Origin of the sequence: Pseudomonas sp. MWU13-2862 (assembly GCF_023242495.1) — a bacterium.
In the GTDB taxonomy this organism is placed as follows: domain Bacteria; phylum Pseudomonadota; class Gammaproteobacteria; order Pseudomonadales; family Pseudomonadaceae; genus Aquipseudomonas; species Aquipseudomonas gingeri_D.
Genome location: NZ_JALMEZ010000001.1, coordinates 210,302 through 223,995, shown reverse-complemented (window position 1 = coordinate 223,995; position 13,694 = coordinate 210,302). Strand labels below are relative to the sequence as shown.

Sequence of the window (13,694 nt, the reverse complement as noted above, 5' to 3'; positions counted from 1 at the left end):
AGTTTCGGTCATTGAGCCAGGGCCTGGGCATCTTTAATGTGCCAGTCATACAACTGACGGGGGCCGAAGAGCTTCCCGCATCCCGTGATCTTGCCCGTTGTGGAGTTTCTATGACCGCCGCCCAATACCCGCACCTGCTGGCCCCGCTCGACCTGGGTTTCACCACGTTGCGCAACCGCACCCTGATGGGGTCGATGCACACCGGTCTTGAGGAAAAGCCCGGTGGTTTCGAGCGCATGGCGGCTTATTTCGCCGAACGTGCTCGTGGCGGTGTCGGCCTGATGGTGACCGGCGGTATCGCGCCAAACGACGAGGGCGGCGTGTATTCCGGCGCGGCCAAGCTGACCACCCAGGCCGAAGCCGACCAGCATCGCATCGTCACCCACGCGGTGCATCAGGCCGGCGGCAAGATCTGCCTGCAGATCCTCCATGCCGGGCGTTATGCCTACAGCCCGAAACAGGTGGCGCCGAGTGCGATCCAGGCCCCGATCAACCCGTTCAAGCCCAAAGAGCTGGATGAGGAAGGTATCGAGAAACAGATCGCCGATTTCGTGACCTGTTCAGCCCTGGCCCAGAATGCCGAGTACGACGGCGTCGAAATCATGGGTTCGGAAGGTTACTTCATCAACCAGTTCCTCGCGGCCCACACCAACCACCGCACCGACCGCTGGGGCGGCAGCTACGAGAACCGCATGCGCCTGCCCGTGGAGATCGTGCGCCGGGTGCGTGAGGCGGTGGGTTCGGACTTCATCATCATCTTCCGCCTGTCGATGCTCGACCTGGTGGAAGGCGGCAGTACCTGGGACGAAATCGTCCAGTTGGCCAAGGCCATCGAGCAGGCCGGCGCAACCATCATCAACACCGGTATCGGCTGGCACGAGGCGCGGATTCCGACCATTGCCACCAAGGTGCCGCGCGCTGCGTTCAGCAAGGTCACCGCCAAGTTGCGTGGCTCGGTGGGCATTCCGCTGATCACCACCAATCGGATCAACACCCCGGAAGTGGCCGAGCAGATCCTCGCCGAGGGCGACGCCGACATGGTTTCCATGGCCCGGCCGTTCCTGGCCGACCCGGAGTTCGTCAACAAGGCGGCCCAAGGGCGTGCCGACGAAATCAATACCTGCATCGGCTGTAACCAGGCCTGTCTGGACCATACCTTCGGCGGAAAGTTGACCTCCTGCCTGGTCAACCCGCGGGCCTGCCACGAGACCGAGCTGAATTACCTGCCGGTCACCCAGGTGAAGAAAATCGCCGTGGTTGGCGCCGGGCCGGCGGGTCTGTCGGCGGCCACCGTGGCGGCCGAGCGCGGGCACCAGGTGACGTTGTTCGATTCGGCCAGTGAGATCGGTGGCCAGTTCAATGTCGCCAAGCGTGTACCGGGCAAGGAAGAGTTCTTCGAAACCCTGCGTTACTTCAAGCGCAAGCTGCAGACCACCCATGTCGAGGTTTGCCTGGATACACGGGTGGATGCGGCGCAACTGGTGGCTGGCGGGTACGACGAGATCATTCTCGCCACGGGCATCGCGCCACGGCTGCCGGCGATTCCCGGCATCGATAATCCCAAGGTGCTGAGCTACCTGGATGTGCTGCTGGAGCGCAAGCCGGTGGGCCACAAGGTGGCGGTGATCGGCGCTGGTGGTATCGGCTTCGACGTCTCGGAGTTCCTGGTGCATGAAGGTGTGGCCACCAGCCTGGATCGCGAGGCGTTCTGGAAGGAGTGGGGTATCGACACCCACCTTGAGGCGCGTGGCGGGGTGGCCGGAATCAAGGCCGAACCCCATGCACCGGCCCGTGAGGTGTTTCTGTTGCAGCGCAAGGCCTCCAAGGTCGGCGATGGCCTGGGCAAGACCACCGGCTGGATTCACCGCACCGGGTTGAAGAACAAGCGGGTGCAGATGCTCAACAGCGTCGAGTACCTGAAGATCGACGAGGCGGGCCTGCATATCAGCATCGGCGGTGGCGAGCCGCAGTTGCTGGCGGTAGACAACGTGGTGATCTGCGCCGGGCAGGACCCGTTGCGCGAGTTGCAGGACGGGCTGGTGGCGGCGGGGCAGAATGTGCACCTGATCGGCGGTGCGGACGTGGCGGCGGAGCTGGATGCCAAGCGGGCGATCGACCAGGGTTCGCGGTTGGCGGCTGGGCTGTAGGTCTGAGCAGACTGAACGCGGCCTTTCTCCTGTAGGCGCCGGCTTGCTGGCGATGGCGCCTCGATGAGCGCTGCAAGGCTTAAGGGCCTCTTCGCGGGCAAGCCCTGCTCCTACAACCTTGTGTCGTGCGCAAATTTTGTGATCGGCTCGAATCTGTAGGAGCAGGGCTTGCCCGCGAAGAGGCCCTCGAGAACGCCACAAGACCTGAACTGTTAAACTGGTGGGTCTCCTCCCATCGGACCACCCCGCAATGCTACCCCCCGCCGACTGGCACCCCCACGCCCCCCTCGAACCCCTGCACCTGGACTGGCTGACCCAGGCCGAGGTCGAGGTGGCCATACTGCGCCTCGACCTGATCGATCCGCTGATCAGCGGCAACAAGTGGTTCAAGCTCACCGAACATCTGGCGGCGGCCCGGCAGGCCCGTGCCGAAGGCCTGATCAGCCTGGGTGGCGCGCACTCCAATCACCTGCACGCCCTGGCGGCGGCGGGCAAGCGTTTCGGTTTCCCCACCGTCGGCCTGCTGCGTGGCAATCCGGTACAAACTCCCACCGTCGTCGATCTCCAGGCCTTCGGCATGGAGCTGCACTGGCTCGGCTATGGCGGTTATCGGGCGCGGCATGCGCCAGGCTTCTGGGAGTCGTGGCAGCAACGCTATCCACATCTGCGCGGCGTTCCGGAGGGCGGTGGCGGTTTGATGGGCGCGCGTGGTTGTGGGGTCTTGCTGGAAAAGGTCCATGAGCAACTACCGGCACTCGGCTGGGATGACTATCACGGCTGGTGGCTGGCTGCCGGAACCGGCACCACCCTGGCCGGGCTGGTGCTGGCCGAAGCCGGGCGTCGACCGGTATATGGTGCCCTGGCGGTGCCGGCTGACCATGGCGTGGCACCTTTGGTCGCGGCGATCCTGGAGGAGGGCGGGGTAATGAGCCCGGCGTTTGAACTGATCGACGCCTGCCGTGGCGGTTTTGCCAAGGTCGATCCGACGCTGCTGGATTTTATCGTGCAAAGCGAGCAGCAGAGCGCAGTACCGCTGGAGCCGCTGTATACCGGCAAGGCTTTACTGGCGCTTCAGGAAGAGGTGAACGCCGGACGTTTTGCCCCTGGCACGCGCCTGGTCTTCGTGCACACCGGTGGTTTACAGGGTCGCCGGGGTTTTACTTTGTAAACCCGGTCCTTGTAGGAGCAGAGCTTGCTCGCGAAGGGGCCCTCAAGATCGCCAAAGGCTTCGCTGGCAAGCCATGCTCCTACAGGTTGTGCAGGGCTCCGAGACCTCGCGTTATCGTTGCGAGCAAGAAGGCATCGGGGCTCAAGCACGACGCTTGGGCAGCATGCGCATCAGGGTGTTATCCCGCACGAAGTAGTGGTGATACAGTCCGGCCAGGGCATGCAGGCCGATCAGCCAGTAGCCGATCGTCGCCAGCAGTTCATGCCAGCCCTTGATCTCTTTGGCAAAATCCAGGTTTTCCCCCGTCAGCGCCGGCAGCTCGACGCCGTAGAACAGCACCGAATGTCCTTGCGCACTGACGACCAACCAGCCCAGGAACGGCGTAGCGATCATGAACAGGTACAAAGCCCAGTGCATCAGTTTGGAAATCAGCATCTGCCAGACCGGCGGCGCGGGGACGATCTTCGGTGCCACGCCGAGGGCACGGGCCAGCAAACGCAGCCACACCAGCAGGAACACGGTCAGGCCGAACATGTAGTGCGCCTCGACGATCAGCGCCCGGCCGCCGCTGCCCTTGGGGAATATCCCGCGAAACTCGATACAGGCGTAAACCACCGCCAACAGCACCAGCATCAACCAGTGCAGTGCAATCGACAGGCTGCTGTAGCGACTGTCGGTATTTTTCCAGGGCATACGGTGTTCCTCGAATCATCAGGGCTGGAACCTCCATTCTTGAGCGACGGAGTCCCTACACCTTAATAGGTTTAGCAGCATTTTGCCCAAGGCAACTCAGGGGAGGGCCTGCATTCTCTGTGACTGGGATTTGCTTTTATATATGCTTACTCATATATTCGAAAATCCATATGTGTAGAGCTGCTCGCGATGCCCTGTTTTGCCTCCCCTGTGGAACTCTTCAAATGCCTGGCTGACGAAACCCGTAGCCGCGTTGTGCTGCTGGTGGCTCGTGAGGGTGAGCTCTGCGTGTGCGAATTGACCGCCGCCCTGGAATTGAGCCAGCCGAAAATCTCCCGGCACCTGGCGCAACTGCGCCAGGGCGGGCTGCTGGCTGACCGACGTCAGGGACAATGGGTGTTTTATCGTCTGCACCCGGAGCTGCCGCAATGGGTTTCGACCTTGCTGCAAGGCACCCTGCAGGCCAGCGAGCAGTGGCTGGCGGCGGATATCCGGCGCCTGCAGGCCATGAACGACCGACCACTGCGCTGTTGCTGAGCGTTTACTCCCCCTCTTGCTAACCTTGAAGGTTGTTGTGCATGTTGATTGCCGCGTTGATTTTCCTGCTGACCATTACCCTGGTGATCTGGCAGCCCAGGGGCCTGGGCGTCGGCTGGAGCGCCTGTCTGGGCGCGCTGCTGGCCTTGCTCTGCGGTGTGGTCCATCTCACTGATATTCCGCTGGTGTGGGAGATCATCTGGAATGCCACCGGCACCTTTATCGCCCTGATCATCATCAGCCTGTTGCTTGACGAAGCCGGCTTCTTTGCCTGGGCGGCACTGCATGTGGCGCGCTGGGGGCGGGGCAGCGGACGCAAGCTGTTCGCCGCCTTCGTGCTGCTGGGAGCGTTGGTGTCAGCGTTGTTCGCCAACGACGGCGCGGCGTTGATCCTCACGCCGATTGTGATCGCCATGCTCCTGGCCCTGCGTTTTTCCAAGGCGGCGACCCTGGCATTTGTCATGGCCGCCGGCTTTATCGCCGACACCGCGAGCCTGCCGCTGGTGGTGTCGAACCTGGTGAACATCGTCTCGGCGGACTATTTCAAGATCGGCTTCAATGCCTATGCCTCGGTGATGCTGCCGGTGAACCTGGTCAGCGTGGCGGCGACCCTGCTGGTGTTGCTGTGGTTCTTCCGACGTGACATTCCCCGTGACTACGATCCGCAGCAGTTGGAGCTGCCCGCCAGCGCAATTCACGACAAGGCGACTTTCATTGCCGGCTGGTGGGTGTTGATCATCCTGCTGGTGGGGTGTTTTGCCCTGGAGCCCCTGGGGATTCCCATCAGCGCGATTTCGGCTGTGTGCGCGGCCTTGCTGCTGGGGATCGCTGCACGGGGTCACAAGATCTCGACCCGCAAGGTGCTGAAAGAGGCGCCGTGGCAGATCGTGATTTTCTCCCTGGGCATGTACCTGGTGGTCTATGGCCTGCGCAATGCCGGGTTGACCACTTACCTGGCCGGTTGGCTGGATCACTTCGCGAACTACGGGATCTGGGGCGCGGCCATGGGCACCGGGCTGTTGAGCGCGTTCCTGTCCTCGGTCATGAACAACCTGCCGACGGTGCTGATCGGCGCCTTGTCCATCGATGCCAGCCAGGCCAGCGGCGTGGTGAAGGAGGCGATGATCTACGCCAACGTCATCGGCAGCGACCTGGGCCCGAAAATCACCCCCATCGGCAGCCTGGCCACCTTGCTCTGGCTGCATGTGCTGGAGCGCAAGGATATCCGTATCGGCTGGGGTTACTACTTCAAGGTAGGGATCGTCCTGACCCTGCCGGTGCTGCTGGTGACCCTGGCGGCCCTGGCCTTGCGTTTGTCGCTGGTTTGACGGGTGGTGACGTGCTTTGGCGATCAGCCGGTACCCGGCACATTCGGCCAGAGATCAGCCACCAGGAACAAGCGCTCGGCCTCTTCCCAGTCGCCTTGCGCATTCTGGGTCAGGCGCACCAGCAACTGCGCTGGCGCGTGCGGGTCGAGCTCCTCCAGCCACCGGGCCAGGTGCTCCCGCGACCAGGCGTCTGCCTCGGCATAGTGCGCCGGCGCCAGCCAGGCATGGCGGGGCAGGGGTTGCCAGCGGCCCACCGGGCTGCGCTTGATAAAGTCCGCCCAGTCGCGCTGATGCAGCCAGCGCCCGTGCAGATGCTGCGGATGAGCCCCCCGGGGCGGACGCGCGGTCCCCGGCCACGGATACAGCAGGTAACCGCCCAGCCACAGCTGTGCGCTGAACTGATGGATATCCAGCGCCGCCAAGGCCTCGCGGCTTTCCGGCCGGGCGGAAATCGGCAACTGGTGCTCGCTCAGGTGCGCCAGCTTGCGGTCCAGCCGATCATGGCAGCCCGGGCCGAGCCAGCGTGCCGGGTCTTCGCCGCCGCCGTGTTGCGGGCCAAGGTACAGCTTGATCGCCAATTCCAGGTGATGCACACCATCGCGATCGCGCAACAGCAGGTCCAACTCACCCAGGGTGTGGCCCTCGCGGCGGATCGGCAGGTTGGCGCCGATCAGCTCGATCCCCGGCGCCTCCTGTACCGCGAACTGCCACAGTCGCTCGTAATACAGCCCCAGGCGCCGGGTCGCCCCGCGTACCAACCACCCCTGCAACTCGACGGGATTGCGATCCAGCCCATGCAACCACCGCTCCAACAGGTCCGGTGCCTGGACCCAGTCACTGCCGGCCAACGGGTGGCGCTGCGGCCACGGCGTGTCTGCCAGCATCGGTGGCGCCAGGATGACCCAGGCCAGGTCGCGCACTTCGGGATGGCGCAACTGTCGGGGCAGGTTGAGCAAGTCGGGGAAGAGGATCATCCTGCGAGCATAGCTGAAAGGGTTTTGTCTCGGGCCGGCTTTCGCCCATAATCTCCCCTTTGCCCGTCCCAGACCCCGCAGGAGCCCCATGGAGCAATTTCGCAATATCGGCATCATTGGCCGCCTGGGCAGTTCGCAGGTGCTGGAAACCGTTCGCCGGTTGAAGAGATTCCTCCTGGCGCGGCACCTGCACGTCATCCTCGAGGACACCATCGCCGAGGTCCTGCCGGGCCACGGCCTGCAGACCTCGTCGCGCAAGATGCTCGGCGAAGTCTGTGACATGGTCATCGTCGTCGGCGGCGACGGCAGCCTGCTCGGCGCCGCCCGCGCGCTGGCCCGGCACAATATCCCGGTACTGGGGATCAACCGCGGCAACCTGGGCTTTCTCACCGATATCCGCCCGGACGACCTCGAGGTCGAAGTGGCCAAGGTCCTCGACGGCCATTACCTGGTGGAGAACCGTTTCCTGCTGCAGGCCGAAGTACGCCGCCATGCCGAAGCCATCGGCCAGGGCGATGCGCTCAACGACGTGGTCCTGCACCCCGGCAAGTCGACGCGGATGATCGAGTTCGAGCTGTATATCGACGGCCAGTTCGTCTGCAGCCAGAAAGCCGACGGCCTGATCGTCGCCACACCCACCGGTTCCACTGCCTATGCGCTGTCCGCCGGCGGTCCGATCATGCATCCCAAGCTCGATGCCATTGTGATCGTGCCCATGTACCCCCATACCTTGTCCAGCCGCCCCATTGTGGTCGACGGCAACAGCGAGTTGAAAATCGTGGTGTCCAAGGACATGCAGATCTACCCGCAGGTTTCCTGTGACGGGCAGAACCATTTCACCTGTGCCCCCGGCGATACGGTGACCATCAGCAAGAAACCGCAGAAGCTGCGGCTGATCCACCCGCTGGATCACAACTATTACGAAGTCTGCCGCACCAAGCTCGGCTGGGGCAGTCGGCTGGGTGGTGGAGGCGACTGATGCTCGATCCCGCGCGTGGCTACGATCTGATCGGTGATGTGCACGGTTGCGCCCATACCCTCGAACATCTGCTGGACATGCTCGGCTACCAGAAGCTGGGGGGCGTCTGGCGTCATCCGTCGCGCATGGCGGTGTTCCTCGGCGATATCATCGACCGTGGCCCACGTATCCGCGAAGCCCTGCATATCGTCCATGACATGGTCGAGGCCGGGCAGGCGCTGTGCATCATGGGCAACCACGAGTTCAACGCCCTGGGCTGGAGCACCCCGGCCGCCGCGGGCAGCGGCAAGCAGTTCGTCCGCGAGCACACGCCACGGCATGCCCGGCTGCTCAATGAAACCCTGACCCAGTTCGAACAGCACCCGGCGGACTGGCATGACTTTCTCGCCTGGTTCTACGAGCTGCCGCTGTTCATCGATGCCGGACGTTTCCGCGTGGTGCATGCCTGCTGGGATGGCGGCTTGATCGCGCCTTTGCGGTCGCAGCACCCCGACGGCCGGATCGACGAAGCCTTCCTCAAGGATTCGGCGCTGCCCGGCAGTTTTGCCGCGACGGTGTTCGACCGCCTGCTGCGCGGCACCGATATGCGCCTGCCGGACGGCCTGACGTTGACCGGCGGCGACGGCCTGACCCGGGCGTTCTTCCGCACCAAGTTCTGGGAAGACGATCCGCAGACCTACGGCGATATCGTCTTCCAGCCGGATGCCTTGCCTGAATTGGTGGCGAGCAAAGCACTGTCCTCGACCGAAAAGAATGCCCTGCTGCGCTACGGTCTCGAAGAACCGATGCTGTTCGTCGGTCACTACTGGCGCAGCGGCAAGCCCGCGCCGATCCGTCCCAACCTGGCCTGCCTGGATTACAGCGCCGTGCTCTACGGCAAGCTGGCGGCTTACCGGCTGGACCAGGAAACCACCCTCGACCCGCAGAAATTCGTCTGGGTCGACGTCGAACGTCCCGAGGCTTTGCGATGAGTGCCACTGCTGTCTTACGCCTGCCGTTGACCACTGATTTGAGTGGCTTCGTCAAACTGCTGGAGCGCATGCAGGTGCCGCACCGGGTCAACGAGGAATCCGGCGAGCAGGTGCTGTGGGTGCCCGAGTCGATCAGTGCCGACGTGCTGTCGCTGTACCAGCGTTTCCCCGCTGGCGACCCGGATAACCACCTGGATGTCCCGGACAAGCCCGTGGCCATGACCCGGCCGAACTTTCTCACCCAGGTGCGTCAGAGCCCGGCCACCGCCACCATCCTCTTGCTGTGCCTGATCGTCGCCGGCGTGACCCTGCTCGGTGACAACCTCCAGACCCTGCACTGGTTGACCTTCCTCGACTTCCGGGTGAACGGCAACTACGTCCAGTTCACGCCCCTGGCCGATGGCCTGGCGGCGGGGCAGTGGTGGCGGTTGGTGACGCCGATGCTGATCCACTTCGGCATCCTGCATATCGCCATGAACGGCATGTGGTACTGGGAGCTGGGCCGGCGCATCGAGCTGCGCCAGGGCAGCATCAACCTGATCGGGCTGACGCTGCTGTTCAGCCTGGTTTCCAACTATGCGCAGTACTACGTCAGCGGCCCGACCCTGTTCGGCGGCCTGTCCGGGGTGCTCTACGGTTTGCTCGGGTATTGCTGGATCTACCAATGGGTGTCGCCGAACCCGGTCTATCGTCTGCCGCGCGGTGTGCTGGTGATGATGCTGGTCTGGCTGTTGTTGTGCCTGTCGGGCCTGGTCTCGATGATCGGCTTCGGCGAAATCGCCAACGGCGCCCATGTCGGTGGACTGCTCATCGGATGTTTCAGCGGTTTGTTGGGCGGCCTCTGGTCTCGTCGTAAACTGGCCATCTAGTCGACTTTTTTCAAGCGTGGAGAGCGCATGTCCTCTTTTATCGAAATGATTGAAAACATCACCCCCGACATCTACGAGAGCCTGAAACTGGCGGTGGAAATCGGCAAATGGTCGGACGGGCGCAAGCTCAGCGCCGAACAGCGCGAATTGTCGTTGCAGGCAATGATCGCCTGGGAAACCCAGAACCTGCCGGAAGACCAGCGCACCGGCTACATGGGCGCGCAGGAATGCGCCTCGAAGTCGGCGCCGGTGCCGAACATCCTGTTCAAGTCGGATGCCATCCATTGATCGAGCTTGGCCGCGGTGCAATCAGCAAGATGTCGACGCGCCTTGAAGGCGCGGATGTGCAGTACGCCTTTCGCCTGGGTGACAGCGAGGTGCCGGTCAATCCGTTGATCGGCCAGAAGCTGCGCCTGGAATTCCTCGGGGCGATTCATTGCACCCATTGTGGACGCAAGACCAAGACCAGCTTCAGCCAGGGTTATTGCTACCCGTGCATGACCAAGCTGGCCCAGTGCGACACCTGCATCATGAGTCCCGAGCGCTGCCATTACGACGCCGGCACTTGCCGCGAACCGTCCTGGGGCGAAAAATTCTGCATGACCGACCACGTGGTCTACCTGGCCAATTCGTCGGGGATCAAGGTCGGCATCACCCGTGCCACCCAGTTGCCGACCCGCTGGCTCGACCAGGGCGCCAGTCAGGCGCTGCCGATTGTCCGTGTGGCGACCCGCCAGCAGTCCGGTTTCGTCGAGGACCTGTTTCGCAGCCAGGTGGCCGACAAGACCAACTGGCGCGCCTTGCTCAAGGGCGATGCGCCGGCGGTGGACCTCAAGGCGGTGCGTGATCAACTGTTCGAATCCTGTGCCGAGGGCTTCACGGCCTTGCAGGCGCGTTTCGGTCTGCAGGCGATCCAGCCGGTGCATGATGTCGAGCCGCTGGAGATCCGCTATCCGATCGAGCACTACCCGACCAAGGTGGTCAGCTTCAACCTGGACAAAGACCCGATTGCCGAAGGCACGTTGATGGGGATCAAGGGCCAGTACCTGATCTTTGACACCGGCGTGATCAATATCCGTAAATACACGGCTTACCAGCTCGCCGTGCATCAGTAAAAGGACACCCTCATGCGCACCGAACAACCGAAGATGATTTATCTGAAGGACTATCAGGCACCGGACTACCTGATCGACGAGACGCACCTGACCTTCGAGTTGTTCGAGGACCATACCCTGGTCCATGCGCAGCTGGTGATGCGCCGCAACCCGGCTGCCGGTGCCGGTCTGCCGCCGCTGGTGCTGGATGGCCAACTGCTGGAACTGCTGTCGGTGCAACTCGACGACCGCGTGTTGTCGAGCAACGACTACCAGATCGACGATAGCCACCTGACCCTGCACCCGGGCAGCGAGCACTTCAGCGTCGATACCAGCGTGAAGATCCACCCGGAAACCAATACCGCCCTGGAAGGCCTGTACAAGTCCGGCTCGATGTTCTGCACCCAGTGCGAGGCCGAAGGCTTCCGCAAGATCACCTACTACCTCGACCGCCCGGACGTGATGAGCAAGTTCACCACCACGGTGATCGCCGAGCAGCATCGCTACCCGGTGCTGTTGTCCAACGGCAACCCGGTGGGCAATGGGCCCCAGGACGACGGTCGGCACTGGGCGACCTGGGAAGACCCGTTCATGAAACCGGCCTACCTGTTCGCCCTGGTGGCGGGTGACCTGTGGTGTGTCGAAGACAGCTTCGCGACCATGAGCGGTCGCGACGTCGCGCTGCGTATCTATGTCGAGCCGGAAAATATCGACAAGTGCCAGCACGCCATGAACAGCCTGAAGAAGTCCATGCGCTGGGACGAGGAAGTCTATGGTCGGGAGTACGACCTGGATATCTTCATGATCGTCGCGGTCAACGACTTCAACATGGGCGCCATGGAGAACAAGGGCCTCAATATCTTCAACTCCAGCGCCGTGCTGGCCCGGGCTGAAACCGCCACCGACGCCGCGCACCAGCGGGTCGAGGCTATCGTCGCCCATGAATACTTCCACAACTGGTCGGGCAACCGCGTGACCTGCCGCGACTGGTTCCAGCTGTCGCTCAAGGAAGGCTTCACGGTGTTCCGCGATGCGGGCTTCTCCGCCGACATGAACTCGGCCACGGTCAAGCGTATCCAGGATGTCGCCTACCTGCGCACCCACCAGTTCGCCGAAGACGCCGGCCCCATGGCCCACGCCGTGCGCCCGGACAGCTTTATCGAGATCTCCAACTTCTACACCCTGACCGTATACGAGAAGGGTTCGGAAGTGGTCGGCATGATCCACACCTTGCTCGGTGCCGAAGGTTTCCGCAAAGGCAGCGACCTGTATTTCCAACGCCATGACGGCCACGCCGTGACCTGCGACGATTTCGTCAAGGCCATGGAGGATGCCAATGGCGTCGACTTCAGCCAGTTCAAGCGCTGGTACAGCCAGGCCGGTACACCGCGTCTTGCCGTCAGCGAAAGCTACGATGCGAGCGCCAGGACCTACAGCCTGACCTTCCGCCAGAGCTGCCCGCAGACCCCGGACAAGCAGGAAAAGCTGCCGTTCGTGATTCCGGTGGAGATCGGCCTGCTGGATGCCCAGGGCGCTGAAATCGCCCTGCAACTGACGGGTGAAGCGGCCGCCGGCGCCACCAGCCGTGTGCTCTCGGTGACCGAAGCCGAACAGACCTTTACCTTTGTCGGCATCGCCGCCAAGCCGCTGCCATCGCTGCTGCGGGGTTTCTCGGCGCCGGTGAAGCTGAGCTTCCCCTACGACCGCGACCAGTTGATGTTCCTGATGCAGCACGACAGCGACGGTTTCAACCGTTGGGACGCCGGCCAGCAATTGTCGGTGCAGGTGTTGCAGGAACTGATCGCCCAGCATCAGAAGGGTGAAACACTGGTGCTTGATCCGCGTCTGGTCACGGCCTTGCGCAGCGTGCTGGGCAACGAGCAGCTTGATCAGGCGATGGTTGCTGAAATGCTCTCGTTGCCGGGCGAGGCCTACCTCACCGAGATCAGCGAAGTGGCGGATGTCGAGGCGATCCACACCGCTCGCGAATTCGTTCGCCGGCAGCTGGCCGAGCAGTTGTTCGACGGTTTGTGGCAGCGTTACCAGGCCAATCGCGCGGTGTCGAAAACCACGGTTTACGTGGCCGAGAACGAGCATTTCGCCCGGCGTGCCCTGCAGAATATCGCGCTGTCGTACCTGATGCTCAGCGGCAAGCCTGAAGTGCTGGCGGCGACCCTGGAGCAGTTCGAAAGCGCCGACAACATGACCGAACGCCTGACCGCCCTGGCGGTGCTGGTGAACTCGCCGTTCGAGGCCGAGAAGGCGTTGGCGCTGGCCAGTTTCGCCGAGCACTTCAAGGACAATCCGCTGGTCATGGACCAGTGGTTCAGCGTCCAGGCCGGTAGCCCGTTGCCGGGTGGCTTGCAGCGGGTCAAGGCGTTGATGGAACACCCGGCGTTCACCATCAAGAACCCGAACAAGGTGCGGGCGTTGATCGGTGCCTTTGCCGGGCAGAACCTGATCAACTTCCATGCGGCGGACGGTTCAGGTTATCGCTTCCTGGCGGACCTGGTGATCCAGCTCAATGCGCTGAACCCGCAGATCGCTTCCCGGCAGTTGGCGCCGCTGACCCGCTGGCGCAAGTATGACGACGCCCGCCAGGCCTTGATGAAGGCCGAGCTGGAGCGGATTCGCGGTTCGGGCGAGTTGTCGGCCGATGTGTACGAGGTTGTCAGCAAAAGCCTGGCCTGATCACGTCCTAACGGCAGACACCTATCCTTGTAGGAGCAGGGCTTGCCCGCGAAGGCGTCCTTGAGGGCGCTAAAAGCTTCGCGGGCAAGCCCTGCTCCTACAGTTGATCGCATTCAGCCAGCGGGACCGTCGCCGCACCGTGGATTTCCGCCAAAGGCCACGCTCGTGGCCTTTGTTCATCACCTCACCTGATGCCCCATCATTCAGGCTCCCCCTCAACGCCCCGGGTTAACAAAAGATAAC

Annotated in this window: 12 protein-coding genes; 10 read left to right on the top strand and 2 right to left on the bottom strand. The window is 62.9% G+C overall.

Annotated elements, in window-relative coordinates:
* Positions 1 to 110 precede the first annotated feature (110 nt).
* Positions 111 to 2,147, top strand: coding sequence for an NADPH-dependent 2,4-dienoyl-CoA reductase (locus M5C56_RS01090; protein ID WP_103495057.1), 2,037 nt, complete (start codon positions 111 to 113; stop codon positions 2,145 to 2,147).
* 250 nt (positions 2,148 to 2,397) lie between these two features.
* Positions 2,398 to 3,315 (top strand): pyridoxal-phosphate dependent enzyme, encoded by a 918-nt coding sequence (locus M5C56_RS01085; RefSeq protein ID WP_103495056.1) that lies wholly within the window; start codon positions 2,398 to 2,400, stop codon positions 3,313 to 3,315.
* Positions 3,316 to 3,456: 141 nt separating this feature from the next.
* Here M5C56_RS01085 and M5C56_RS01080 read toward each other — a convergent pair whose 3' ends face one another.
* On the bottom strand, positions 3,457 to 4,008 hold the full coding sequence (locus M5C56_RS01080) for a cytochrome b (RefSeq protein ID WP_103495055.1): 552 nt from the start codon (positions 4,006 to 4,008) through the stop codon (positions 3,457 to 3,459).
* A 189-nt stretch (positions 4,009 to 4,197) separates the two neighbouring features.
* On the opposite strand from M5C56_RS01080, the gene M5C56_RS01075 reads away from it, so the two are divergent.
* Positions 4,198 to 4,545: a metalloregulator ArsR/SmtB family transcription factor gene (locus tag M5C56_RS01075; protein WP_103495054.1), complete on the top strand. Its 348-nt coding sequence runs from the start codon at positions 4,198 to 4,200 to the stop codon at positions 4,543 to 4,545.
* A gap of 41 nt (positions 4,546 to 4,586) precedes the next feature.
* The gene (locus tag M5C56_RS01070) at positions 4,587 to 5,873 is read left to right on the top strand and encodes an arsenic transporter (RefSeq protein ID WP_152737414.1); all 1,287 of its coding nucleotides are present in this window, start codon (positions 4,587 to 4,589) and stop codon (positions 5,871 to 5,873) included.
* A 23-nt stretch (positions 5,874 to 5,896) separates the two neighbouring features.
* On the opposite strand, the gene M5C56_RS01065 is transcribed toward M5C56_RS01070, so the two are convergent.
* A complete protein-coding gene (locus M5C56_RS01065) occupies positions 5,897 to 6,847 on the bottom strand; it encodes a DUF1853 family protein (protein WP_103495793.1) in 951 nt (316 codons plus the stop codon).
* 88 nt (positions 6,848 to 6,935) lie between these two features.
* Here M5C56_RS01065 and M5C56_RS01060 point away from each other — a divergent pair, with 88 nt between their 5' ends.
* The 6 genes from M5C56_RS01060 to pepN are packed head-to-tail and all read left to right on the top strand — an operon-like array spanning position 6,936 to position 13,451.
* Positions 6,936 to 7,826, top strand: a complete 891-nt coding sequence (locus M5C56_RS01060) for an NAD(+) kinase (protein WP_103495792.1) — start codon at positions 6,936 to 6,938, stop codon at positions 7,824 to 7,826.
* Positions 7,823 to 8,797 (top strand): metallophosphoesterase, encoded by a 975-nt coding sequence (locus M5C56_RS01055; RefSeq protein ID WP_247263014.1) that lies wholly within the window; start codon positions 7,823 to 7,825, stop codon positions 8,795 to 8,797. Before M5C56_RS01060 ends, M5C56_RS01055 begins: the two co-directional genes overlap by 4 nt.
* Positions 8,794 to 9,666: a rhomboid family intramembrane serine protease gene (locus M5C56_RS01050; protein ID WP_103495790.1), complete on the top strand. Its 873-nt coding sequence runs from the start codon at positions 8,794 to 8,796 to the stop codon at positions 9,664 to 9,666. Before M5C56_RS01055 ends, M5C56_RS01050 begins: the two co-directional genes overlap by 4 nt.
* Positions 9,667 to 9,693: 27 nt before the next feature.
* Positions 9,694 to 9,954: a DUF1315 family protein gene (locus M5C56_RS01045; RefSeq protein ID WP_100942947.1), complete on the top strand. Its 261-nt coding sequence runs from the start codon at positions 9,694 to 9,696 to the stop codon at positions 9,952 to 9,954.
* The gene (locus M5C56_RS01040; RefSeq protein WP_103495789.1) at positions 9,951 to 10,781 is read left to right on the top strand and encodes a DUF2797 domain-containing protein; all 831 of its coding nucleotides are present in this window, start codon (positions 9,951 to 9,953) and stop codon (positions 10,779 to 10,781) included. Before M5C56_RS01045 ends, M5C56_RS01040 begins: the two co-directional genes overlap by 4 nt.
* A 12-nt stretch (positions 10,782 to 10,793) precedes the next feature.
* Complete coding sequence (pepN, locus tag M5C56_RS01035) at positions 10,794 to 13,451, top strand: aminopeptidase N (protein WP_103495788.1); 2,658 nt, start codon at positions 10,794 to 10,796, stop codon at positions 13,449 to 13,451.
* Positions 13,452 to 13,694 lie beyond the last annotated feature (243 nt).

Coding starts and splice junctions, on each gene's coding strand:
- M5C56_RS01090 (WP_103495057.1), top strand. CDS start 111: ATGACCGCCGCCCAATACCCGCACCTGCTGGCCCCGCTCGACCTGGGT.
- M5C56_RS01085 (WP_103495056.1), top strand. CDS start 2,398: ATGCTACCCCCCGCCGACTGGCACCCCCACGCCCCCCTCGAACCCCTG.
- M5C56_RS01080 (WP_103495055.1), bottom strand. CDS start 4,008: ATGCCCTGGAAAAATACCGACAGTCGCTACAGCAGCCTGTCGATTGCA.
- M5C56_RS01075 (WP_103495054.1), top strand. CDS start 4,198: ATGCCCTGTTTTGCCTCCCCTGTGGAACTCTTCAAATGCCTGGCTGAC.
- M5C56_RS01070 (WP_152737414.1), top strand. CDS start 4,587: ATGTTGATTGCCGCGTTGATTTTCCTGCTGACCATTACCCTGGTGATC.
- M5C56_RS01065 (WP_103495793.1), bottom strand. CDS start 6,847: ATGATCCTCTTCCCCGACTTGCTCAACCTGCCCCGACAGTTGCGCCAT.
- M5C56_RS01060 (WP_103495792.1), top strand. CDS start 6,936: ATGGAGCAATTTCGCAATATCGGCATCATTGGCCGCCTGGGCAGTTCG.
- M5C56_RS01050 (WP_103495790.1), top strand. CDS start 8,794: ATGAGTGCCACTGCTGTCTTACGCCTGCCGTTGACCACTGATTTGAGT.
- M5C56_RS01045 (WP_100942947.1), top strand. CDS start 9,694: ATGTCCTCTTTTATCGAAATGATTGAAAACATCACCCCCGACATCTAC.
- pepN (WP_103495788.1), top strand. CDS start 10,794: ATGCGCACCGAACAACCGAAGATGATTTATCTGAAGGACTATCAGGCA.